This is a genomic window from Neobacillus sp. SuZ13, from assembly GCF_030123365.1.
Classification (GTDB): domain Bacteria; phylum Bacillota; class Bacilli; order Bacillales; family Cytobacillaceae; genus Neobacillus.
In genome coordinates this window covers 1,667,220-1,689,271 of sequence record NZ_CP126107.1, presented here as the reverse complement: position 1 = coordinate 1,689,271, position 22,052 = coordinate 1,667,220, and the positions used below count along the sequence as shown (strand labels likewise).

General features: G+C 36.3%; 25 protein-coding genes. 6 read left to right on the top strand and 19 right to left on the bottom strand.

Going from position 1 to position 22,052, the window contains the following annotated elements:
* Window positions 1-96 precede the first annotated feature (96 nt).
* Window positions 97-1,311: a sporulation integral membrane protein YlbJ gene (ylbJ, locus tag QNH17_RS08220; RefSeq protein ID WP_283878230.1), complete on the top strand. Its 1,215-nt coding sequence runs from the start codon at window positions 97-99 to the stop codon at window positions 1,309-1,311.
* Between the two features lie 37 nt (window positions 1,312-1,348).
* Here ylbJ and coaD read toward each other — a convergent pair whose 3' ends face one another.
* Together coaD and rsmD are read right to left on the bottom strand one after the other, a co-directional pair.
* Window positions 1,349-1,831: a pantetheine-phosphate adenylyltransferase gene (coaD, locus tag QNH17_RS08215; protein ID WP_283878229.1), complete on the bottom strand. Its 483-nt coding sequence runs from the start codon at window positions 1,829-1,831 to the stop codon at window positions 1,349-1,351.
* Window positions 1,832-1,843: 12 nt separating this feature from the next.
* On the bottom strand, window positions 1,844-2,404 hold the full coding sequence (rsmD, locus tag QNH17_RS08210; RefSeq protein WP_283878228.1) for a 16S rRNA (guanine(966)-N(2))-methyltransferase RsmD: 561 nt from the start codon (window positions 2,402-2,404) through the stop codon (window positions 1,844-1,846).
* Window positions 2,405-2,811: 407 nt separating this feature from the next.
* Here rsmD and QNH17_RS08205 point away from each other — a divergent pair, with 407 nt between their 5' ends.
* Window positions 2,812-3,201 carry a DUF7147 family protein gene (locus QNH17_RS08205; RefSeq protein ID WP_283878227.1) on the top strand — a complete coding sequence of 130 codons (390 nt, stop codon included), beginning with the start codon at window positions 2,812-2,814 and terminating at the stop codon, window positions 3,199-3,201.
* Between the two features lie 34 nt (window positions 3,202-3,235).
* On the opposite strand, the gene QNH17_RS08200 is transcribed toward QNH17_RS08205, so the two are convergent.
* The 5 genes from QNH17_RS08200 to QNH17_RS08180 form a co-directional block, all read right to left on the bottom strand.
* The gene (locus QNH17_RS08200) at window positions 3,236-3,511 is read right to left on the bottom strand and encodes a YlbG family protein (protein WP_283878226.1); all 276 of its coding nucleotides are present in this window, start codon (window positions 3,509-3,511) and stop codon (window positions 3,236-3,238) included.
* A gap of 156 nt (window positions 3,512-3,667) precedes the next feature.
* On the bottom strand, window positions 3,668-4,111 hold the full coding sequence (locus QNH17_RS08195) for a YlbF/YmcA family competence regulator (protein ID WP_144548821.1): 444 nt from the start codon (window positions 4,109-4,111) through the stop codon (window positions 3,668-3,670).
* Between the two features lie 61 nt (window positions 4,112-4,172).
* Window positions 4,173-4,538: a hypothetical protein gene (locus tag QNH17_RS08190; RefSeq protein ID WP_283878225.1), complete on the bottom strand. Its 366-nt coding sequence runs from the start codon at window positions 4,536-4,538 to the stop codon at window positions 4,173-4,175.
* 102 nt (window positions 4,539-4,640) lie between these two features.
* Window positions 4,641-4,880, bottom strand: a complete 240-nt coding sequence (locus tag QNH17_RS08185; protein WP_144548817.1) for a YlbE-like family protein — start codon at window positions 4,878-4,880, stop codon at window positions 4,641-4,643.
* Window positions 4,881-4,899: 19 nt separating this feature from the next.
* Entirely contained in the window at window positions 4,900-5,304 is a 405-nt protein-coding gene (locus QNH17_RS08180) for a YlbD family protein (RefSeq protein WP_283878224.1), read from the bottom strand.
* Between the two features lie 148 nt (window positions 5,305-5,452).
* Between QNH17_RS08180 and QNH17_RS08175 the strand changes: the two genes are divergently transcribed.
* Together QNH17_RS08175 and QNH17_RS08170 are read left to right on the top strand one after the other, a co-directional pair.
* Window positions 5,453-5,938, top strand: coding sequence for a PaaI family thioesterase (locus QNH17_RS08175; protein ID WP_283878223.1), 486 nt, complete (start codon window positions 5,453-5,455; stop codon window positions 5,936-5,938).
* A gap of 20 nt (window positions 5,939-5,958) precedes the next feature.
* The gene (locus QNH17_RS08170) at window positions 5,959-6,318 is read left to right on the top strand and encodes a hypothetical protein (protein WP_283878222.1); all 360 of its coding nucleotides are present in this window, start codon (window positions 5,959-5,961) and stop codon (window positions 6,316-6,318) included.
* Window positions 6,319-6,334: 16 nt separating this feature from the next.
* Here QNH17_RS08170 and QNH17_RS08165 read toward each other — a convergent pair whose 3' ends face one another.
* A complete protein-coding gene (locus QNH17_RS08165) occupies window positions 6,335-7,417 on the bottom strand; it encodes a CAP domain-containing protein (protein ID WP_283878221.1) in 1,083 nt (360 codons plus the stop codon).
* 179 nt (window positions 7,418-7,596) lie between these two features.
* Window positions 7,597-8,031, bottom strand: coding sequence for a CBS domain-containing protein (locus tag QNH17_RS08160; RefSeq protein ID WP_283878220.1), 435 nt, complete (start codon window positions 8,029-8,031; stop codon window positions 7,597-7,599).
* 191 nt (window positions 8,032-8,222) lie between these two features.
* Between QNH17_RS08160 and QNH17_RS08155 the strand changes: the two genes are divergently transcribed.
* A complete protein-coding gene (locus QNH17_RS08155) occupies window positions 8,223-8,582 on the top strand; it encodes a YugN family protein (protein WP_283878219.1) in 360 nt (119 codons plus the stop codon).
* Between the two features lie 36 nt (window positions 8,583-8,618).
* Here the strand turns inward: QNH17_RS08155 and QNH17_RS08150 are convergent, their stop codons facing one another.
* The 7 genes from QNH17_RS08150 to cyoE form a co-directional block, all read right to left on the bottom strand.
* Complete coding sequence (locus QNH17_RS08150) at window positions 8,619-9,083, bottom strand: DUF420 domain-containing protein (RefSeq protein ID WP_283878218.1); 465 nt, start codon at window positions 9,081-9,083, stop codon at window positions 8,619-8,621.
* Window positions 9,084-9,202: 119 nt separating this feature from the next.
* On the bottom strand, window positions 9,203-10,108 hold the full coding sequence (ctaG, locus tag QNH17_RS08145) for a cytochrome c oxidase assembly factor CtaG (protein WP_283878216.1): 906 nt from the start codon (window positions 10,106-10,108) through the stop codon (window positions 9,203-9,205).
* A 148-nt stretch (window positions 10,109-10,256) separates the two neighbouring features.
* Entirely contained in the window at window positions 10,257-10,592 is a 336-nt protein-coding gene (ctaF, locus tag QNH17_RS08140; protein WP_026566336.1) for a cytochrome c oxidase subunit IVB, read from the bottom strand.
* 4 nt (window positions 10,593-10,596) lie between these two features.
* Window positions 10,597-11,223, bottom strand: coding sequence for a cytochrome (ubi)quinol oxidase subunit III (locus QNH17_RS08135; protein ID WP_283878214.1), 627 nt, complete (start codon window positions 11,221-11,223; stop codon window positions 10,597-10,599).
* Window positions 11,223-13,094, bottom strand: coding sequence for a cytochrome c oxidase subunit I (gene ctaD / locus QNH17_RS08130; RefSeq protein ID WP_283878213.1), 1,872 nt, complete (start codon window positions 13,092-13,094; stop codon window positions 11,223-11,225). The genes QNH17_RS08135 and ctaD overlap by 1 nt, the downstream gene beginning before the upstream one ends.
* A gap of 31 nt (window positions 13,095-13,125) precedes the next feature.
* Window positions 13,126-14,184 carry a cytochrome c oxidase subunit II gene (gene coxB / locus QNH17_RS08125; protein WP_283878212.1) on the bottom strand — a complete coding sequence of 353 codons (1,059 nt, stop codon included), beginning with the start codon at window positions 14,182-14,184 and terminating at the stop codon, window positions 13,126-13,128.
* Window positions 14,185-14,299: 115 nt separating this feature from the next.
* Window positions 14,300-15,235 (bottom strand): heme o synthase, encoded by a 936-nt coding sequence (gene cyoE, locus QNH17_RS08120; RefSeq protein ID WP_283878211.1) that lies wholly within the window; start codon window positions 15,233-15,235, stop codon window positions 14,300-14,302.
* A gap of 586 nt (window positions 15,236-15,821) precedes the next feature.
* Here cyoE and QNH17_RS08115 point away from each other — a divergent pair.
* Entirely contained in the window at window positions 15,822-16,730 is a 909-nt protein-coding gene (locus QNH17_RS08115) for a COX15/CtaA family protein (RefSeq protein ID WP_283878210.1), read from the top strand.
* A 37-nt stretch (window positions 16,731-16,767) separates the two neighbouring features.
* Here QNH17_RS08115 and pyc read toward each other — a convergent pair whose 3' ends face one another.
* The 3 genes from pyc to QNH17_RS08100 all read right to left on the bottom strand — a co-directional run bounded on the left by pyc (window position 16,768) and on the right by QNH17_RS08100 (window position 21,960).
* Complete coding sequence (pyc, locus tag QNH17_RS08110; protein ID WP_283878209.1) at window positions 16,768-20,211, bottom strand: pyruvate carboxylase; 3,444 nt, start codon at window positions 20,209-20,211, stop codon at window positions 16,768-16,770.
* A 66-nt stretch (window positions 20,212-20,277) separates the two neighbouring features.
* Window positions 20,278-21,486 (bottom strand): FtsW/RodA/SpoVE family cell cycle protein, encoded by a 1,209-nt coding sequence (locus tag QNH17_RS08105; protein WP_283878208.1) that lies wholly within the window; start codon window positions 21,484-21,486, stop codon window positions 20,278-20,280.
* A gap of 192 nt (window positions 21,487-21,678) precedes the next feature.
* Window positions 21,679-21,960 carry an Fpa/YlaN family protein gene (locus QNH17_RS08100; RefSeq protein ID WP_026566329.1) on the bottom strand — a complete coding sequence of 94 codons (282 nt, stop codon included), beginning with the start codon at window positions 21,958-21,960 and terminating at the stop codon, window positions 21,679-21,681.
* Window positions 21,961-22,052: the final 92 nt, after the last annotated feature.

Here is a 22,052-nt window from a genome sequence, read left to right as displayed (position 1 = left end):
TATATGAGGACAAGTCAGGATGGAATATTTCTTTATTTTACCATTCATTTAATCGATTGCACAGTTCAACGATTTCCTCGGGAGGAGGTCTCTTCATTGTTTCGGTCCAAATTAAAAACAATTTTTTTATCCATATCCGTCACCATTCTAGCTGGCTCTCTAATATTTTATCCACAAGAGTCCTTAGATGCATCCATTCGCGGTCTAAATATGTGGTGGGAAATTGTTTTTCCATCCTTATTACCATTTTTTATTGTTTCTGAAATGTTAATTGGCTTCGGGGTTGTAAAATTTATTGGTGTATTATTGGAACCGTTAATGAGACCCCTTTTTAAGGTTCCTGGTGTGGGCGGATTTGTTTGGGCGATGGGTATGGCTTCTGGATTCCCTGCTGGAGCAAAGTTCACGGCAAGATTAAGAGAAGAAGGCCAGCTAACACGAATTGAAGCTGAAAGACTTGTTTCTTTCACTAATTCATCAAATCCATTATTTATTTTTGGAGCTGTTTCAGTAGGATTTTTCTATAATCCAAATTTAGGGGTTATCCTTGCACTATCTCATTATTTGGGAAATATTTGTGTTGGAGTAATCATGCGCTTTTATGGAAAAGAATCACCTGATGAAATCACATCAAAAAGGAATAAGTTCAAAATCCGTTCCGCTTTATCAGCTTTGCATCAAACGAGATTAAAAGATAATCGACCAATTGGAAAACTACTTGGGGATGCCGTTAATTCATCCATTCAAACCTTATTAATGGTTGGCGGGTTTATCATTCTATTCTCTGTAATAAACAAAATACTTTATCATTTACATATCACCGCCATATTGGCAAAATCTGTTGAGGTGCTGCTATCAGCGTTGTCCTTTCCAGAAATGTTAAGTATTCCGTTTATTTCAGGTTTATTTGAGATCACTTTAGGCAGTCAACTAACTAGTCAAAATCCAGATGCTACCCTTTTACAAAAAGCGATGATTACCAGCTTTATCTTAGCCTTTAGTGGTTTTAGTGTCCAAGCCCAGGTTGCAAGCATTCTGGCACAAACAGATATTAGATTTAAGCCATTTTTTATGGCGAGAATTCTTCAAGGTATTTTCGCAAGTTTGTTTGCATTGATCTTATGGAAGCCTGTTTATTTGCGCTTTAATGGGAATGAACAGCCTTCAAATGCTTTGCCGGTTAGTTTTTTCGAGGATGGATCATGGGCGGACCACCTATTTCATAAAATGATGGTCGTTGGGCCGATTATCACCATCATCTCACTCTTAGTGTATGTGCTTATTTTGTTTTCCCGCTTAAAAAAACAATAATAAAAGAGCTGGCAGCAAGCCTGGCTCTTTTTTTCATTTACCCTATAAACTTCTTTTGTAATTCTTTTTCAACGATTGGCGGGACAAGTGACGAAATGTCCCCGTTATATTTTGCCACTTCTTTAACAATACTTGAGCTTAAGAAGGAATATTGATTGTTCGTCATAATAAAAAAGGTTTCAATCTCATCATTTAGAACTCTGTTCATTGAAGTAATTTGCATTTCATACTCAAAGTCCGAAACAGCACGCAATCCACGGATGATGGCATTAGCATTTACAGCCTTGGCATAATCAACAAGTAAGCCAGAATGGACATCTACTTTAACATTTGGAAGATCTTTTGTTACAGCCTTTATTAGATTCATTCGCTCATCAACAGTGAATAACGGATTTTTAGATGAATTATTTAAAACGCTCACATAGACGGTATCAAATACTTTGGCACCTCTTCTAATAATATCTAAATGACCATATGTAATTGGATCAAAGCTTCCTGGACAAACGGCTATTCTTGTCAACTTGACTCCCCCTTACTCAATATCTGTACGGATATAAATGGTTACCGCAATTATCCCATACTTCTCATGTTTTATCTGGCTGAATCGTCCCACCGATTTTGGTAATTCAACATCAAAGCTATGTTCACAGACAACGATTCCATCCTCGTTCACTACATTCTGTTTATCCATCTTTTCCATTAAACTGACCAGTTGCTGTTTTTTGTATGGCGGGTCTAAAAATATGTAATCGAAGCGGATTTCTCTTTTTATGAGGGCCTTCAGTGCTCTATCAGCATCATTCCGATACACCTCCGCCTGGTCCTCAAATTTACAAGCTTTTATATTTTCCTGAATCACTTGAATGGCTTTTGACTCTCGATCAATAAAGATTACTTTATCCAATCCTCTACTAAGTGCCTCCAAACCTAACCCACCACTGCCAGCAAACAGGTCTAACCCGATCCCTCCATCAAAATAAGGACCAATCATATTAAATAAAGCTTCTTTGACCTTATCCGTTGTCGGCCTCGTCGTATTCCCTGGAACTGCTTTCAGCGGTCTTCCTTTACAACTGCCTGAAACCACTCTCACTTACCTATCACCACATTTTTTTCAGAAATAATTTCTTAATACATCCTACCATAATTTATAAAAACTAGACAATTTCTGCGGATGATATCTTATTAATTTTATCGAAACACACCAAAGATTGTTATATCTCGAAATTTTATCATAAAACACGTATAAGCTTTTGGGTTGTGGAAATAATGTAATTAACAACATCAATTCGAGGATGTTGTTGCCAACCGCGGAGAAGACTTACGTTTCCCCATAAGTTCTTCCTCCGGTTTCTCCTCTCCCTTTGCCTTCTATCCTTTAGAGGATGTAGAAGGACCCTGCAGAAAGTTCTGCAGGTTTTTTTTTTGCTTTTTATTCAAAAAATCCATTATAAGTGATAAAGTATTGAAGAATTGATCCATTATAAAGGAGCGTTTTAATTGATCCAGCGTTTTATTGAATTAGGTGAAGGATATTCAGATTTATATGAATTACTAGAACTTATAAATTCCAATCAGCACCGTCTTCAACATCTGCTTGCACTTCACACAAAGATTGATGGTAAGGAACTGACTTCCTTAGTCGTTATTTTAAAACCTACTGATCCTGGAAAGTTTCAACCGCTTTATGTTTGTCGTGAGGGCATACCGAATCCAAATTATTGTCCTAATAAAAGGTATGAACTTTTTGCCCAAACCGCCGCTGCTTACAATAAACAAATTCACGAACTATCGGTAAAGCCCTCTTCTATCTTTTATGAAAAGGAACTTTATTTCCAATACCTAATTGGTATTCTGAGGCTTAATCATTATTTATTACCACTACAATAAGAAAAGGTGAGGGACTAAATATTCCCTCACCTTTTTAAATACCCATTTTATAATCATATTCTTTTGCTTTATCAGGTGCTGAATTTTCATACTCCATTCTTAAGAATGGTTTATATGAAGGTTCTACTTTTTTTACAAACGAAAAAGTATTCAACTTTTCCATGATCTCATCTACTTCTTGTTGATTACAATACAGTACAACATATTTCAGCTTTTTTGAAACATAATGTACATTTCCGAAGCGTCTAAGCATTTTAGCTTGTTTTAAAGAGTAAAGCCAAACCACCATTCCTTGTCTTTGAACAAACATACTATTTCCCCTTCAACAGAACCATCATTTTAACTAAGTCTAGCATATAAAAACGCTTCATTTCAATTCAAACTTTGTTTCATTTCAATATTATATGGCTGTCAAAAGAAAATAACGCACTCTAAAAGAAAAAGTCAGCTTTCTTTAGCTGATTTTTCACCCGCAATTACAGCTGCCACCGCCGCCACATCCACTGCTATGGCTAGATTTTGTTTCGAAAAACTGGTTGCCGGTTGGGACTTTTATATGTTCTGAGACAGCACCGCCTACGATGATGCTGATGGCATCTAGAAGGTCTTGCAGGTCATTTTCTGCCAATTTAAACTCCGCTACTAGTGGATCCAAATCCATTTCTCTTTTACTTTCACGGATTTGAGTCATTACTTTTTTATAATCAGGATGGTATTTCCCAAAGCGTTGAACCTCATCATACAATTCCTTTAGACTAACAAAACGCTTTATTTTACGCTGTGACTCCCTATTATTTTGCAATTTATATAAACAAATTTGATATTGTTCTGCAATTTCGGATTCCAGAACCATTTTTGCTAGTTGCTCAGCCTGTTCCAATAATTCGACTCTTTCTAATGTAGCAAGCACGATCACGCCCACCTCCACTGATATTTTAACATGAAAGTGTTAGTAATGCGAAATATACAGTTTATCTAGAGATATTTACCATAAATTCTTTTTCCATTCCATACGGTTGATTATTTAAATCGACCACTTCAAGTTTAACACTATGGCTGCCCGGCGTTAGCCCTTTTATAATAAATGCCGCCGCATTAACTTCGGATTTTTTCTTACCATCAATCCATATAACAAGCTTTCCTAACTTCTTCTTTGAATGATCAGTTTCTCGAAAACTAATTCCTGAAACAATACAATTAACTAATACTGTTTCCCCTTTTATTTGGTGATGGACAAATAATGAAGGTATTTCGGTTCTTGGCTTAATATGATTAAATCCGGAAAGCATTCCAATCAAAAAGATAATAAGGACTACCTGCGGAAACGGCTTTTTCATTTTGATTCACTCCTTCTTTGCTTGTATTGTTCGCCTCCATTTCATTTTTTAGTCTTCTTGCTAACAACAAAAAAAGCCACAAAATAAATTATGTGGACTTTGTTAATTTTGAGTTTTCATGGCTTGAAACATATGATACATCATAGAAGCCATTTGTACGCTATTTGAAAATTTGTTCACTTGATCTGGAATAGTCTTTTTATAATAGTGTAACGACTCAATTTCAAGTGCTTGTAAATCATATGGATTTCTTGATAACTTTCGATACCAGATGGGTTGTTCGCGGATAAACTGCTTTAAATCCTTTTGACTTTCAATATATTCAAGCACATCTCTACGCATAAATTAATACCCCTTCCTATTAGTCTTTTCTAAACAAAAAGGGATGTCTTGGTCCTTCTTGTGGTTTTGCTGGGCCCCCAGCTGGATTGTTTCCTTGAAATTGCGAAAGTACACTTTGGACCGCTCCGAGGGCCTGACTTAAGTTATTAATATGGTTTTGCATCTGATTCGGGTCCATTTTCTTAACCACCCCCATAATCGTGGAAATCCAATCACTTTTCGATTCTGTGCTTTCTTCTTCAGCGGACTCATTATTGGATCCAATCGTTTCCCAGCGAGTATCCTCTTCCCCCAATAAATACCACTCTTCATATAACTCTTGCCAGGTTGCCTTCCCCCTCCGTACTTCCTGGACAAGTTTAGGATTGTTTTTAACAAATTCTTTGAATTGTATAACGGTAGGGTGTAATTTTTTTTGTGTCATTTTTCTCACCTCAACCCATATTACTGCCAATAATACAATATGAAAGATCATTCAAAATGTGAAAGAACCTCGCAAGTTGAATATATTTAATATTTTTTCTGTTAATGATAAGATGTCAGAAGAATAAGAATTGAAAGAGGTATCTAGAATGAAAGATGATTTACGACAATTATTAGAAACATGTATCGAAAATGGGTCAGAAGCTGATTTAAATTCTATTGCCTATCTTTTAAGTGGGTTTAAACAAAAAATTAGTCAAAACCGTAGTACTTATATTGATGGAATTCTTCAAATGGAAAGGAAATTTGAAGAGAATACTTGTGAAATTACCATTCCCATTCATCCAATTCTGAATAATAACCTAGATATCGTCCATGGCGGGATTACTGCTACTGTCCTTGACACTGCGATGGGTAGTTTGGCAAATTATTATTTGCCAAAAGGATTTGGGGCTGTTACCAATCAATTGAATATCCATTACATAGCGCCAGGTATTGGAGAAACACTTCGTTGTAAAGCAGAGATAGTCCATAAGGGCAGCAAAACAATGGTTATATCAGGGGAAGCCTACCGGAGTGACGGCAAAAAAATGGCCTATGCGACAGGTACATTCTTTATTATTAGCAAATCATGACCGGAGGAGTTTGATACATAGTGGTCACCGCCATCGTCATTCCAATTATTTGCCTTTACTTTTATTGGCTTACAAAAAAGGAGATGAAGGAAAATGATTCCAAGTGGGCTTATGCTGGTCACGTTCAGCACGAAGCAATCCTAATTGGGGAAATCAAAAGCATCATAGAAGAGAAGCAACGGTTTTATTATCACCGTTACATTTATGTTCAGTCATTAAAATTGCAAACAGAAACAAAATTAATTACCGTCCAAAAGATAATGCCCATTACCAAAGACTTTCAGAAAGTTTCCTTTAAAGCAGGGGAAGTCATTAGAGTATATGGAATGTGGAAGGATAATAAATTTTTATTTAACGAATATGTTATTGAAAAAAGGTGACCTAATCGTCACCTTTTTATTGTTCTATTTTTTGAATGAAATTTTGCGTATAGTATTCTTCAAAAACACCTACTCCAAGATGTGAATAATCCTTATTTAAAAGTGCCTCACGATGACCTTTACTATTTAGCCAGCCTTCCACCACAGCAGGGCCATCGGTATAATTTGCCGCGATATTCTCACCTGCAGACTTATAAACCACTTCAGCTGTTTTTAGTCTTTTGTCGAGGTCTCCAAATTTCTTAGATGTATGTGAGAAGTCATTATTTTCTGACATGTCCTTACTGTGTTGAAATGCTGCTTTAGCCGCATTTTCGTCCCACTTTAATACCTTTAATTTATTTCTTGCTCTTAAGACATTAGTTATGTCAAATATCTCCTGTTCGGTGTCTTCTTCAATCTTGCGCTGCATTTCCTCACTAGGCTCAGGAACCTGAATTAAGGCTCCATTATAAACAAGCTCATAGGGACGCTGCTTGATTAGTGTAGATGCATCTAAGAAACGAACACTTGAGAGGTTTCCGGTGAACTTATCTATATATAGTTGAACAAAAATATCACCCAATTGCACCATCGGTCGAAGATTTAAATCTGTATCGTTTAGTTCAAAGCGATAAGAATTTCCGTTATACTCGAGATTAACATTCGTATCAATATAGTGAGTATTAAAAATTTCCTCAACTGGTTGTCCGATTTCAAATGGTGCTACATCTAAATTCTGACCAATGGCAAAAATCGTAACAATACGCTTATTTTCTACACCCACTTGTAAATAACCTTTAGGGTTTTGATTATAAATATACCACTGATAGCCATAAGTAGACTCATCAATCCGTAAAGGTCTACCAAGTTCCTTTTCTAATTCCTCTTCATTTTTTCCAATTAATAAAGCCAAACCTTCTTTTGGTTTTTCTGAGACAATTTTTTTACTAGGTTTATTTACTGGGTTTTGGGTTATGTTTTGTTCTTTAATTTCTGATGTATTATTTTCTTTAATTAAAATAGTATCTTCATTATTTTCGTTTATACTAACATAGAAACCAATGGTTAAAAAAACTGCTGAAAGGATTAAAATTTTTGACAGTATACGCAGAGGCATTCACCCTCTCTGGAACTTTTTCTATCATTATATGTATAGATAAAATTATTATATCATCTCTGACTTGAATAATAATAGTGAATATCTTAAATATCAGATAAATGATCTGATTAAAAGAAAACAGGTACACTGAGTACCCGTTTAATTATAATCAGACTATTTTTTTTATATAATAATTTCTAGTGTTGTGCACTATTAAAGTTTTGTTCAGATATTTCGGTTAAAGCCACTTTTGCTTGATCATCAGTTAATTCTCGGATGGCGAAATCACCTAATGAAACAATTCCAACTAATTTATCTCCTTCTACCACAGGCAATCGGCGTATTTGATGTTCAGCCATTAATTTTGCCGCTTCCTTGCTTGTAGAATCAGGTGTAATGGTAATCAGCTCGTTACTCATAATATCTTCTACCTTGGTAGAACCAGGATGTTTTTCTGCAACGCCTCTTACGACAATGTCACGGTCTGTTATCATCCCCACAAGCTTTTCCTGATCGAGAATTGGAATAGCACCTACATTTAACTCTTTCATTTTTAAGGCAACTTCATATACGTTATCCAATAAAGTACAACTTTCAACTTCGCTAGTCATAATATCCCTGATATTTTCCATTTTCTTACCCCCATGGTATAATTATTTCCTCTCATCTTTATACTAGGTTTTCCAACCAATAATGTTTTATTCGCCCGAATCTATTCATTGCAAGTTGATTGATTTTCAACTATTATTAAAATTGAATTATAATTGCTTTACTGATAAAAGAAACTTTGGGGTAATGGTATTGTTTTTAGGAGGGATTATTTATGAAATTCGAGAATACTGAGATTGAGAAGTTAAAGGCTGACTTAAACCGTTTGGATGAAGTTATGTTAGATCACGGTTTAGTTCGCGAGGGGCAATGGGACTACGAACGTGTTACATATGACCGAAAGTTTGAATTAAAAGAAGGTGTATTTTACCTTCGTGTTCGCGGCCATGCGGTAGAGGGTGACATTGGTGCAGATAGAGCAACCATTCAATTAATGACACCGCTTTTAGGTAAACACTATTATCCACATGGTGTTGAATATGGTGAAGGAGAAAACTTCCCGACTTCACTTGTGAATCAATGTAAAAAGATTCTTGATGCTGTTAAAACGGAAGTAAATAAATTCGCGCTGTAAGAGCAAAAGACGCATGGATTCATGCGTCTTTTTATTTTACAGTCCTAGAATTGCTTTAATCATCGAAGTTGTCTCACCGCCTTGATAAAATACATAAAGCAATAGGTATACGGCAACACCTGTGATTGCTGTAAAAAACCAAATGAGACTAGTTATTGGACCTAGTTTACGATGGATTGAAAGCTTATTTTTATATCCGGTCAGAATTGAAACAACACCGAACACAGCACCTGTTGTCGCAAGGGTTATATGAAAGATTAAAAATATGGTGTAATAAATTTTAATATTGTCAGGCCCGCCAAACGATGTGTTCCCAATAAAGATTGTCCGGGAAGCATAAATGATAAAAAAGATCACAGCAAAAATAGCAGCCAAAAACATGGTTTTTTTGTGAGATTCAATTTTCCTTTGCGCTATTTGCCACCATCCAATAGCAACGGTAATAGCACTTAATACAATAAATGAAGTACTGATAGTAGGTAAAATCGGTAAGGAATTCATTCCATGTCCTCTCTTTTCTTTTATTCTACAATAATAGTAGTTCAACTACACTAACAATTCAATGGATAAACAAGAAATATCCTCTCATTAGTAAAAAAATCTCCCAAGAGTATGGGAGATTATTTTATGAGCAAAGGATCTAGCTGCTGCTTCATTTCTTGTTCTGTATCAGCTTGATCTTTTCGATACCATTCAAAGAAAACATGTCCAAGGATAACTCCATAAATGATTTCTTGAATAATTTTCATTAAAACCCCACCAAGCTGCTGATCATGAATTAATGACATTGAACTAAAAAGCTCGGGACCACTTAAATTCAAGCTATCAAAATTAGCGGAACCGACACATAAACTCATTACTTGTCCCCAAACTTGTGGATCCGAATAGGTCGCATACATTGGTGTATCTGCAAAGATAATTAAGGCACAAGCTGGCGTTAACAGAATACCATCTGCAAAAATATAACCAACCTTTTTTAGTCCACTTAATGTCTCATGTTCTGGCAATTGATTAAGTAAAGGCCACCACATGAAAATTGCAACAACAAATAATAAAATAGAATAAATAGCATGCAGCCAACCATTTTGCATGACATGGTCGAAAATAATTGGTACGTGATAAAAGGAAAATAAACCATTAAAAACGATTAATGCAATTAGCGGTTTAGTTAAAACCGTAAAGACAGAATTGACTGCATTTAGGCTAAGAAATTTCCTCCACACCCAATTTGGGATACTTATAATTAATATAGGTGGTACCAGCAATACTAAAGCAGCCATTTGAATCATATGAACCCAAAACATAAGATGGGCTAATAAATCGATTGGTGATCCCTTAATGGCATAAAGAAGGATTATTGATAATAGAAATAAACTACCTTGTGTTTTCGTTAAGGGCTCACTATCTGGAAACCAGTTTCTATATTTTGTTGTAAGGACAAAATATCCTGCAGTAACTACGATTAAGATTAGTAAAAAGTATGGGCTCCAAAGTGCTTTAAAACCAAATATATCCAACGTAAGCACCCAAATCACCTCTTTTTGAATTAAAGAATTATTAACTATATTATTATTATACCTTTGGTCAAAACGATAAGCAAAGAAATGTAACCTTACATAAATTTGCTCTTAAAAAAGAAAATCGGCCTTAGCCGATTTTCTTTTTTTGAACATATTACCACCAAATAATTGTTGAAAAGGCAAGAATAGTTATGGCTCCAACCAACACACCTGAGTATAAAAATAGTGATGGAGCTTCATGCCCTTTATGGCTCATATGCATAAAATAATATAGTTGGAAAATAACTTGAACAACTGCTAATAGAATAATAAACGGTACAGTAAACCATGAAGTAAACCCTTTAATATATACAGCTGCAAAAGCAATTAGTGTTAAGAAAATCATTAAGGCAAAAGAAACTAATTGATATCTCATTTCTTCTGCATTTTTCCTGCGACGATATTCAATGTCTACTCTTGGGTTACCTGAATTTAATTGTTGATTAGCCATCAGTTTATCCCACCATTCCCATTAAATATACTACTGTAAAGATAAATACCCAAACAACGTCAATAAAATGCCAATATAAACTAAATACATAGAATTTTGGAGCGTTGTAAAGGTCTAAGCCACGTTTAGAATTTCTAAACATTAATGTTAAACACCAAAGTAAACCAAAAGCAACGTGGCCCCCGTGGAAACCAACTAGTGTATAGAAGGCAGATCCGAAAGCACTGCTTGTAAAGGTGTGACCTTCATGAACATAATGGTTAAACTCATAAACTTCAAGCCCTAAGAACCCTGCACCTAACAGAGCTGTAAGACCAAGCCAGACCATCATTTTTTTGAAGGCAAAGTTCTTCATATGATACATGGCGTACACACTTGTTAATGAGCTGGTTAAGAGCAGCATTGTCGCAACAAATGTTAATGGCAGTTCAAATAAATCCTTTGCTAAAGGATGACTTGAACTTGGAACTTTATCCTTTAATGCAAGGTATGTGGCAAAGAGGGAGGCAAAAAGAACTGTCTCTCCCCCTAGGAAAAACCAAAAACCTAAAAATTTATTTTTTGATTCAAGGGTCGATTTTTCTGGCGCAGCAGGCCAAGTTTCATACGTAAATTTTTCATCAGCGTGCATTATGCCTTAACCCCCTTATCGTCATCATCCATTAAGTCCTCTTTGTGGATATGGAATCCATGATCATCTTTAACTGATCGTAAGAACATGGAACCAAACGTTACTAATAATCCAATAATCATTACAGGTAAAGCCCATGCCTTATCATTAATATGGTACATTGCACCAAAGGCGGCAATGAATAATCCTAAAGCCATCATAAACGGTAAGAAAGATGAATTTGGCATATGAATATCACCAAGCGGCTCAGCCGGAGTCATTCCTTTTTTACCATCCATTTTTTCTAACCAGTAGGCATCCAACCCACGAACAAGTGGAAGTTGCTTAAAGTTATAGAACGGTGGTGGAGAAGGGATTGCCCATTCTAGTGTTCTTCCATCTCCCCATGGATCATTACCAACTTTAACATTTTTCACAGAAGTGATAATGATGTTAAATAACATAACAATAACACCTAAGCCCATAAACGCAGCTCCAATAGAACTTACCATGTTGGCACTGTCAAATCCTTGTCCAGGAAGGTATGTGAATACGCGGCGAGGCATTCCCCATAAACCTAAGAAATGTTGGATAAAGAATGTTAAATGGAACCCGATAAAGAACAACCAGAAAGTAATTTTTCCTAAAGCTTCATTCAACATTGTTCCAAACATTTTTGGCCAATAAAGATGAGTACCAGCAAAGACTGCAAATACTACACCACCAACAATAACGTAATGGAAGTGAGCAACAACGAAATAAGTATCATGGTATTGATAATCTGCTGCTGCAGAGGCAAGCATTACCCCTGTTACTCCACCAGCAAGAAATGATGGAATAAACGCCATTGCCCAATGCATAGGAGTGGTAAATTTAACACTTCCTCCCCACATTGTTAACAGCCAGTTAAATATTTTAATTCCTGTCGGTACACCAATTGCCATAGTAGCTACTGCGAAAATGGCATTAGCTACAGGTCCTAACCCAGTTGTAAACATATGGTGAGCCCATACCATGAAGCCTAAGAAACCAATTAATACAGTTGCAAATACCATGGAAGAGTAACCAAATAAACGTTTTCTTGAGAAAATTGGAAAGATCTCCGAGAAAATCCCGAATGCCGGAAGTATTAAAATATATACTTCTGGGTGACCAAAAATCCAGAAAAGATGTTCCCAAATTACCGTATTACCACCTAAAGTAACATCGAAGAAATTCGCACCAAACAATCGGTCGAACATCATTAGAACTAAACCAACTGTTAATGGAGGAAAGGCGAACAAAATCAGTGCTGAAGTAACAAATGTAGTCCAAGTAAACAAAGGCATTCTCATATATGTCATACCAGGAGCTCGCATGTTAATGATGGTAACAAGGAAGTTAATACCACCAATTAAGGTACCAATACCAGAGATCTGTAAACCTAAGATATAAAAGTCTACACCATGTCCTTTTGAGTGAAGTGCAAGTGACGCATAAGATGTCCAACCTGCATCAGGAGCACCACCTAAGAACCATGATAGGTTTAAGAATATTCCCCCGAAGAAGAATAACCAAAATCCTAGTGCATTTACAAAAGGAAACGCAACGTCACGTGCCCCAATTTGTAATGGCATTACTGCATTCATAAACGCAAATACAAGTGGCATTGCAGCAAGGAAAATCATAGTGGTTCCGTGCATTGTTATAATTTCATTAAATAATCCGGCACTTACAAAATCATTATTCGGCACTGCAAGTTGGATGCGGATAAATATTGCCTCTAATCCGCCCACTAAGAAGAAAAATCCACCTGCAATGAGATATAGGATGGCGATTTTTTTATGGTCAACAGTTGTTAAAAAGTCCCATAAAGTTGCCCCAAATCCCTTTTTTTGAGCATAGGTACTCACAATTTTACCTCCCTTTCAACCAATTCCCCTTTTATTGCTGAACCTTTAAGCTCATTAAATATTCAGCTAACGCATCAAGCTGGTCTTCAGACATTTCAGGGTATTTTCCTGTCATCATGTTACCAGGCTTATATGTTTCCGGGTTACGGATCCAATTTTTTACCTCTTTTTTATTATGATCCAAAACACCTGCTACACGAGAACGATTACCAAAATCTGATAAATTCGGTGCAAGACGTGCAGTCTCAGGCATTTTATTTGATGGTGTTACGGCATGACAACCGATACAGCTTTGATTAAAAATTTCTTGCCCTTGAGTGGCAACTGCCCCTTGAGCTTTTTGTGGTTCTTTCACATTTTGCATAGAAGAAACCCAAGCATCAAATTTGTCCCTGCTGATTGCTTTTACTTTAAAGTCCATTAAAGCATGGGATGGTCCACAAAGTTCTGCACATTTCCCATAAAAGAGGTTTCCTGCCTCGTTTGCCTGTTTATCATCAAACTCTAACCAGAATTTGTTGACATTTTCAGGATTGGTATCAAGTTTTCCACCAACAGCTGGAATCCAAAATGAATGTTTAACATCCGAAGATTTTAAATTAAAATACACTTTTTCATTCGTTGGAACAACTAAATCCTGACTTGTCACAATCTTCTGTCCAGGATATTCGAAATCCCACCAGTATAAATGAGAGCGCACGTTAATAACAAGCGCCTTTGTATTTTTCTTATCCATTGGTGATACGTCTGCAAGTTTAAAGGTTGCAGCAACCGTTGGAACGGCAAGAATTAATAGTAAAAGAATCGGCACAACAGTCCAAATAATTTCTAATTTGTGACTTCCTTCTACTTGTTTGGGGATTTTGTCATCCTTTCGTTTAAAACGAACCAAGATCAACACAAAAATGATCGCAACAATAATAATAACCCCAACCATGATTAAAGTACTTAACTTCATTAAATCATATTGCGTTTCCGCAACTTCACCGGCAGGCCTTAACGTGGAAAGGTACGGTTCGCCACATCCGGAGAGTACAAGCGCTAAAATCGAAAATAACGAAAATAAACGCCATTTTGCAAGCCTTTTCATAGCTTAATCAAACCCCTCTTTCACTAATAAATTCTTAAAACATTTGGTGGATCAAAGAAGTATGTAGGATGATTGTTTCCTTCAAACTCATCTCCAGAAACAATCAATTGCAAAACTAAATTAATGTAACGATAACCATTGCTACAAAAATAATAGTTAAATATTGCAAAGAGTAAACAAACATTAGTTTTGCCCACTTTATGTCATCTTTGATTCTATATCCATAAATCCCTAATGCCAGCCATCCGATATTTAATAAGATAGCAAGTACTAGAAATGGGATTCCTAACTTGGTTAAAAAAAACGGAATCGGTTGTAGTGCAGCAACCCATAGTACGATGTGAATTTTGGTGGTTTTGAACCCCTTCACTACCGGTAGCATTGGGATACCAGCAGCTTCATATTCTTTAACTCTTCTCATCGCCAATGCATAAAAATGCGGAGGCTGCCAAACAAACATTAAAACAAACAATGACCATGCCATGATATCAAGATTTGCATCAACAGCTGCCCAGCCAATTAGAGGAGGTACGGCTCCTGAAATGCTTCCGATAATAGTATTGGAAACCAATTGCCTCTTTGACCACAAGGTATAGAGGAAAACATAACTAAAAACTCCAAGCAGTCCAATTACTGTTGCAGTCATCGTAGTAAAGAATAAAGACAGTGTTCCCAGTCCAATGAGTAAAATACCTAAGGTAAGAACTTTTACCGGCCCTATTTTTCCTGTTACAGTGGGTCTGGCTTTGGTTCTTTCCATTAAATGGTCAATGTCGCGATCAACATAATTATTGATTGCACAGGAGCCAGCAATGATTAAAGAAGAACCAACTACTGTAAAAAAGACAATATCTAAATTATGTAGAAAACTTTGCCCTGTAAAATGTAGCGCTAACCATAAACCTGTAAAGGTAGTAATAAGGTTGGAATTAACAATCCCTATTTTTATGAGAGCCATAAGGTCTTTCCAAGCTGAGGTTTGTAAATTAGTATTCAGGCCCGCAGCGCCATTATCAATAGCAGCATCTCCGTAAGCCTTAGAATTAGACATTTGTTTCTCCTCCTAAAACCTAAATAACAAAACATTCATCATTTAAGTACGTAATTATTGATACTTAATTATTTATGCCCTCATTTGTAATAAAAAGGAATGCTCAGCAGAAAAATCAAGAAATTTTTTTCGACTTGAATAATAATTATCAAAAAAGAATAGTGATTTTTAAAACACTTTCTCTGTATATTAAATCACACTTTCCGATATTTTTGTGAACTTTTTTTGAATAATTTTGTACAAAATTGTGACAGGATTCATTAATTAATGACTGAAGTGTGAATTTTACAAGTGAAATCGCTTACTTTTCGAATAATTCATTCTATGTAGACTACTTTATATCTATTTCTAACAGACTAAAAGCAAAGTTTCAATTGTTTTCACTATAATAATAGTGTTAATTATTTATTATTCAGGACCTTTTTTATTAATAAAAGTTATTTAATAATCTATACTTAATTTCTGTTCATTTTCGACATTATTCGTTATTATTAATAGGGAATTTAAAAATCCTTGTTCTTTTCCATTTATTATACTGTCAGGTTTATCCAATGACAAATTATTGAACTATTAAGAGGTGACTTTTTTGCGACGATCTTTGAAGTGGTTAGCGGTTGCCACTACCATCGTAATGATTTTTATCCTAATTGGCGGTGCATTAGTGACAAAGACCGGTTCTGGAATGGGATGCGGAAGATCTTGGCCACTTTGTCATGGCAAATTCCTTCCGTTGGCAATAACGCCAGAATTAGCTATTGAACTTGCCCACAGGCTTGTTTCCGGAGTAGGTGGAATTATGGTTCTCATTCTATCGGTTTGGTCATGGAAGGCGATAGGGCATATAAGAGAAACAAAATTTCTTTCATTCCTGTCCTTTTTCTTTTTACTTTTACAAGCATTAATCGGGGCAGCTGCAGTAAAATGGGGACAATCAAGTTTTGTTCTAGCCTTACATTTCGGTATTTCACTTATCTCCTTTTCATCGGTGTTATTGTTAACACTTTTAATTTTTGAAATTGATAAGAAATTTAATGCAGAAAAACTTTATATTGATAAGCGAATGGGGTTTCATATTGTCGGTGTTTCCATTTATAGTTATCTGGTTATTTACACTGGTGCACTAGTGCGTCATACGAAGTCTAGTCTTGTTTGTCGGGACTGGCCATTATGTTTAAATGACACCCCAGCTTTACCCTCTAACTTGTATGAATGGGTGCAAATGGGGCACCGGGCAGCTGCTGGCCTAATCTTTATCTGGATTACTTATATCCTTATTTTGACGGTCCGCCATTATAAAGAGCAAAGAGTTCTTTATTGGGGATGGATAATATCTTTCATCCTGGTTTCCTTACAAGTGATTGCTGGTGCTTTAATCATTTTTACTAGTTTAAATCTGTATATCGCTCTTTTGCATGCTTTCTTTATTACCTGCTTATTTGGAGTTTTGAGTTATTTCCTTTTGTTATATTCGAGATCTAAAAGAAATTATCAGTAAAAAAGTTGCTAGGGAAACGTTATCCCTAGCAACTTTTTTAGTTTTTAGTTAATTCAAGTAAAAGATCACCTGTTAATATTGCATCCCCGCTTGATACATAAATATCCTTCACAATTCCTGAAAATGGCGCTTGAACGGTTGTTTCCATTTTCATTGCTTCGGTAATCATTAAATGATCACCGCGTTCCACTTTTTCACCTTTTTCGACGAGCAACTTAACCACCGTTCCCGGCATTGTCGCAGCTAATTGATTTTCATTTTTCGGATCAGCCTTTAACCTAGAGACTACCGTAGATTTAATACTCTCATCCTTGATGGATACTTCCCGTGGCTGACCATTTAATTCAAAGTAAACTACTCTCGTACCGTCAGCTTGAGGATGACCGATAGAGACGAGTTTAACAATTAGTGTTTTCCCTGTTTCAATTTCAACTTCAATTTCTTCACCCAGTCGCATTCCATAAAGGAATGTTGGTGTATCAAGTACTGAGATATTGCCATATTGTTCATCTATTTTCATGTACTCCATAAATACTTTAGGATATAAAGCATAAGAAATAATCTCAAAATCAGTCACTTGTCTGCCAAGTTCTTTAAATAATTTTTCCTTTATTTCCTCTAAGTCCACTGAATCAAGCAATTCACCTGGGCGAACTTCCAATGGTTTTTTTCCTTTTAAGATTACTTGTTGCAAGCCTTCTGGAAAGCCACCGTATGGCATGCCAAGCGATCCTTCAAATAGTTCAACAACTGAGTCTGGGAAATCCAGCGAATTCCCCTTTATTAGAACGTCTTCCTCGGATAAATCATTTTGAACCATAAATAATGCCATATCGCCAACGACCTTTGAAGATGGGGTCACCTTGACAATATCACCAAACATCTGATTTACGCGTGCATACATTTCTTTTACTTCATCCCAACGGTCACCGAGACTAACCGCTCTCGCTTGTTGCTGAAGGTTGCTATATTGACCTCCTGGCATCTCATGTTGATAAATTTCAGTATGAGGGGAAATCATTCCACTTTCAAAATCTTGATAATACTTGCGTACATCTTCCCAATAATAAGACAACTTCTCCAATGCATCAATATTTACTTGTGGTTTCCTAGGCGTCCCCTCAAGTGCATAAAATAATGAATTAGCACTAGGCTGGGATGTTAAGCCTGCCATTGTTCCTAAAGCCGTGTCAACAATATCTACTCCTCCATCTATTGCCCTTGCATACGTAAAGAGACCATTTCCGCTAGTATCATGGGTATGAAGATGGATAGGAATATTAACTGTTTCTTTTAGCTCAGAAATAAGTCTGTACGCTGCCTCAGGCTTTAATAATCCAGCCATATCTTTAATTCCTAGTATATGTGCCCCTTGAAGTTCCAACTCTTTTGCCAAGTGTTTGTAATACTGAAGATTGTATTTCGTTCTTGTCTGATCTAAAATGTCGCCTGTATAACAAATTGATGCTTCAGCAATTTTACCAGTTTGACGAACCGCATCGATCGCAACTTCCATTCCCTTTACCCAGTTTAAACTATCGAAAATTCGAAAAACATCAATTCCACCTGAAGCAGATTGATCCACAAATTCACGGATCAGATTATCAGGATAATTTTTATATCCTACTGCGTTCGCTCCACGAATCAACATTTGGAATAATACATTTGGAATTTTCTTACGAAGTGATACTAATCGGTCCCATGGATCTTCTTTCAAAAAGCGGTATGCCACATCAAAAGTTGCTCCGCCCCACATTTCAAATGAGAATAAGTCTGGCAAAAGTTTTGCAGAAGGCTCAGCGATATGTAGAATATCGGTCGTCCGCAAACGGGTAGCTAATAATGACTGGTGTGCATCACGAAAGGTCGTATCCGTTAATAATACTTGTGGTTGGTTCTTAACCCATTCGACAAGACCTTCTGCACCGAACTTGTCAAGGATTTGTTTAGTCCCCGATTGATACGGCAAATCATATGGTAAATTAGGTATTCTTGGCTTTGAAAATACTGGTCTTTTCTTCTTCTCAATACCTGGGAACCCATTTACGGTTACAGTTCCAATGTACGATAACATTTTTGTCCCACGGTCTTTACGAAACGGGAAAATAAACAATTCTGGAGTCGTATCAATAAATGAAGTATCATATTCGCCATTCCTAAACTTTTCATGCTTCACGACATTTTCTAAGAACGGGATATTTGTTTTTATCCCTCTAATCCTGAATTCCTGCAAATTGCGAACCATTTTTGAGGCTGCTTGCTCAAAGGTCAATGCCCAAGTTGATAGTTTTACTAATAATGAGTCATAATAGGGGGTAATAACAGCACCTTGAAAGCCATTTCCTGCATCCAGACGTACTCCAAAACCTCCACCAGAACGATAGGCCATAATTTTTCCTGTATCAGGCATAAAATTATTTAGCGGGTCTTCCGTTGTTACCCTTGACTGAATCGCAAATCCGTTAACTTGGATTTTTTCTTGTAATGGTATTCCGACTATCGGACCATGTAATTCATGCCCCTCCGCAATCAATATTTGCGTTTGGACGATATCGACACCTGTTACCATCTCCGTGACTGTGTGTTCTACTTGAACTCGTGGATTTACTTCAATAAAGTAAAAATCATTGCCAGAAACAAGAAACTCTACGGTACCTGCGTTCAAGTAATTTATATTTTTCATCAATTTTACAGCAGCTTCGCATATTCTTTTTCGTAATTCTTCAGATATGGATACGCTTGGAGCAACCTCTACAACCTTTTGATGGCGCCTTTGTACGGAACAATCCCGGTCAAAAAGGTGAACTATATTCCCCTGCTTATCTCCAATAATTTGAACTTCAATATGCTTTGGATTTTCAATTAATTTTTCAAGATATACTTCGTCATTTCCAAAAGCGGCTTTTGCTTCCGACTTTGCCCTTTCAAATGCTTCACGGATTTCATCTACTTGTTTTACAATTCTCATCCCGCGGCCGCCTCCGCCAAGAGAGGCCTTTATGATAATTGGCAGCTTGTGTTCTTCCACAAAGTCTTCTACCTCATTTACCTCTTTAACCGGACCTGGGCTCCCTGGAATGACTGGTATTCCGGCAAGCTCTGCCTGATGCCTTGCTTTTACCTTATCCCCGAACATATCTAATTGTGTTACCTGAGGTCCAATAAATATAATTCCTTCTTCTTCACAACGCTTAGCAAAATGAATATTTTCAGACAAAAAACCATACCCTGGATGAATGGCATTAGCACCGCTTTTTTTGGCGATTGCAATGATGCCGTCAATGTCTAAATAGGCATCAATTGGTTTTTTTCCTTCCCCTACGAGATAAGCCTCATCAGCTTTGTAACGATGGTAAGCCCCGGAATCCTCTTTCGAATAAATCGCAACAGTTCGAATATTCAATTCTGTACAAGCACGAAAAACCCTTATGGCAATTTCCCCTCGGTTGGCTACCAATACTTTTTTAATTTGTCTAGTCACAAAAAGCACCTTCTATTCTATGTATTTTTAAAAACGCGAAGAGCATAAATGTCCTTCGCGTTTTAATTAAATATAAAAAACCTTACCATCTTTTTGTTTAACCCGTTTATCAAGCTGTTCCTGGTTATTTTTATATTTCTTTTCATATTTATTGAACATAGAAACATTTACAAGGATTCCGGTCGCTGCTGCAAGTACTAAAAGCGAGGACCCGCCATAGCTTACATATGGCAGCGTGACTCCTGTTAATGGAATTAATCCAGATACTCCTGCTAAATTTACAAATGTCTGGATTCCAATCATACTTGAAATACCAATCGCTAGCAGACTTCCGAAAGGATCTTTACACTGTAATCCAACATAAATCCCTCTTAAAACAATATAGAAGAGGAGAATAATTACGAAACCAACACCCCATATCCCTAATTCTTCCGCAATTACAGCCATGATGAAGTCAGTATGTGATTCCGGTAAATAGCCAAGTTTTTGGATACTCTTTCCTAAACCTAATCCATTAATACCACCGGAGCCTATCGCAATGTATGAGTTTGCTAGATGAAACCCAGCATTATTTACAACATCTTCAGCAAAAGGATTGTCTAAAATAGCAAAACGGTCAGTACGCTTTTCTGAAAATATCTTATCTTTTGCAACAAAACCAATTGGCACCAATACTATAAGAGCTATGATTAGTAATTTTAAGATACTTTTAGGGTTCAGCCCTGAGCATAAGGTTATCATAGCGGCAATGGATACAATAATAAAGGCTGTTCCATAATCAGGCTGTAAAATAATAATCCCGCATATGATAAATAAATAAATTAACGGCGGAAGAACACCTTTATTCAGTTGATTTATATAGGATTGCTTTTTCGCATATACTGCTGCTAAATAAATGATCACCGCAAGTTTGACAAATTCAGATGGCTGCAGGCGAAATGTGCCGATTTGATACCAACTTTGGGCACCACCAACGATTACACCAAAGGGAATTAGTCCTAAAAGGATCACGATAGACCCAATAACCATAGGAACCTGAAACCCTTTTGTAAACTGCATTATCTTATAGGGCATAATCGCAGTAAAAAGAAAAATTAGTGTAAAAATCAACAACCAAAGTTTTTGCTTTTGATAAAAATAATCACTTGGTACTTCGTATCTTTGTACGGCTGAAGCCATGCTTGCACTGTAAATCATAACAAGTCCAAAGGTGCACAAAAGGACAGTAGCAATAATTAAAGTATAATCATATGATTTCAATATTTTTTTTAGCATTAAATGGTCCTCATTTTCAATATTGATTTATATCATTCTATTATAATAGAAAATAAACATTATTTCTTGAGGAAAAGCTAATTTGTTACAACAAATTAATATTGGAATAGTCTCAAAAATAAATGAAATCACCTGTCTTAAATAACAAAAAAACCCAAACAATGAACAGTAATTGTTTGAGTTCCTATGCAACTATTTCCTTAACGATGCATCATGAAGCACTGATAGCTCTTTTTCTAATGTATCGAGGATTGCTTTACCATCTTTACTATCTATTAAACCTAATCGAACAGCAAAATCTATCTCTCTTGATAGGCCAAACATTTGAGTGTCTAAAACCTCTTCATAAAGAGGGCATTGAGGCATTGTGAGATTGTCCATTTGCACTTTGATTAGCCTTAATATTTTTTCAGCGTCAGCCTGTAATAAGGCAAATGCTTTTTCTTGGTGATTCACGATCATTTCAGAGGCCAACATAAATCCCCCCATCTCAGAGCGATAATTCAACTTATCTATAAATTTTACCGTTTACAACGGAAAATTGCAAGAACAATGAAGTAGATTAA

What these genes read in the sequence shown, in the direction of transcription:
- ctaF (WP_026566336.1), bottom strand. Translation starts at nt 10,592, where the DNA reads ATGGCTAATCAACAATTAAATTCAGGTAACCCAAGAGTAGACATTGAA.
- QNH17_RS08135 (WP_283878214.1), bottom strand. Translation starts at nt 11,223, where the DNA reads ATGCACGCTGATGAAAAATTTACGTATGAAACTTGGCCTGCTGCGCCA.
- QNH17_RS08200 (WP_283878226.1), bottom strand. Translation starts at nt 3,511, where the DNA reads ATGTTTGTTCAAAGACAAGGAATGGTGGTTTGGCTTTACTCTTTAAAA.
- QNH17_RS08105 (WP_283878208.1), bottom strand. Translation starts at nt 21,486, where the DNA reads ATGCTAAAAAAAATATTGAAATCATATGATTATACTTTAATTATTGCT.
- cyoE (WP_283878211.1), bottom strand. Translation starts at nt 15,235, where the DNA reads ATGTCTAATTCTAAGGCTTACGGAGATGCTGCTATTGATAATGGCGCT.
- QNH17_RS08155 (WP_283878219.1), top strand. Translation starts at nt 8,223, where the DNA reads ATGAAATTCGAGAATACTGAGATTGAGAAGTTAAAGGCTGACTTAAAC.
- QNH17_RS08185 (WP_144548817.1), bottom strand. Translation starts at nt 4,880, where the DNA reads ATGCGTAGAGATGTGCTTGAATATATTGAAAGTCAAAAGGATTTAAAG.
- QNH17_RS08190 (WP_283878225.1), bottom strand. Translation starts at nt 4,538, where the DNA reads ATGAAAAAGCCGTTTCCGCAGGTAGTCCTTATTATCTTTTTGATTGGA.
- coxB (WP_283878212.1), bottom strand. Translation starts at nt 14,184, where the DNA reads ATGAAAAGGCTTGCAAAATGGCGTTTATTTTCGTTATTTTCGATTTTA.
- QNH17_RS08150 (WP_283878218.1), bottom strand. Translation starts at nt 9,083, where the DNA reads ATGAATTCCTTACCGATTTTACCTACTATCAGTACTTCATTTATTGTA.
- QNH17_RS08160 (WP_283878220.1), bottom strand. Translation starts at nt 8,031, where the DNA reads ATGGAAAATATCAGGGATATTATGACTAGCGAAGTTGAAAGTTGTACT.
- QNH17_RS08165 (WP_283878221.1), bottom strand. Translation starts at nt 7,417, where the DNA reads ATGCCTCTGCGTATACTGTCAAAAATTTTAATCCTTTCAGCAGTTTTT.
- QNH17_RS08180 (WP_283878224.1), bottom strand. Translation starts at nt 5,304, where the DNA reads ATGACACAAAAAAAATTACACCCTACCGTTATACAATTCAAAGAATTT.
- QNH17_RS08175 (WP_283878223.1), top strand. Translation starts at nt 5,453, where the DNA reads ATGAAAGATGATTTACGACAATTATTAGAAACATGTATCGAAAATGGG.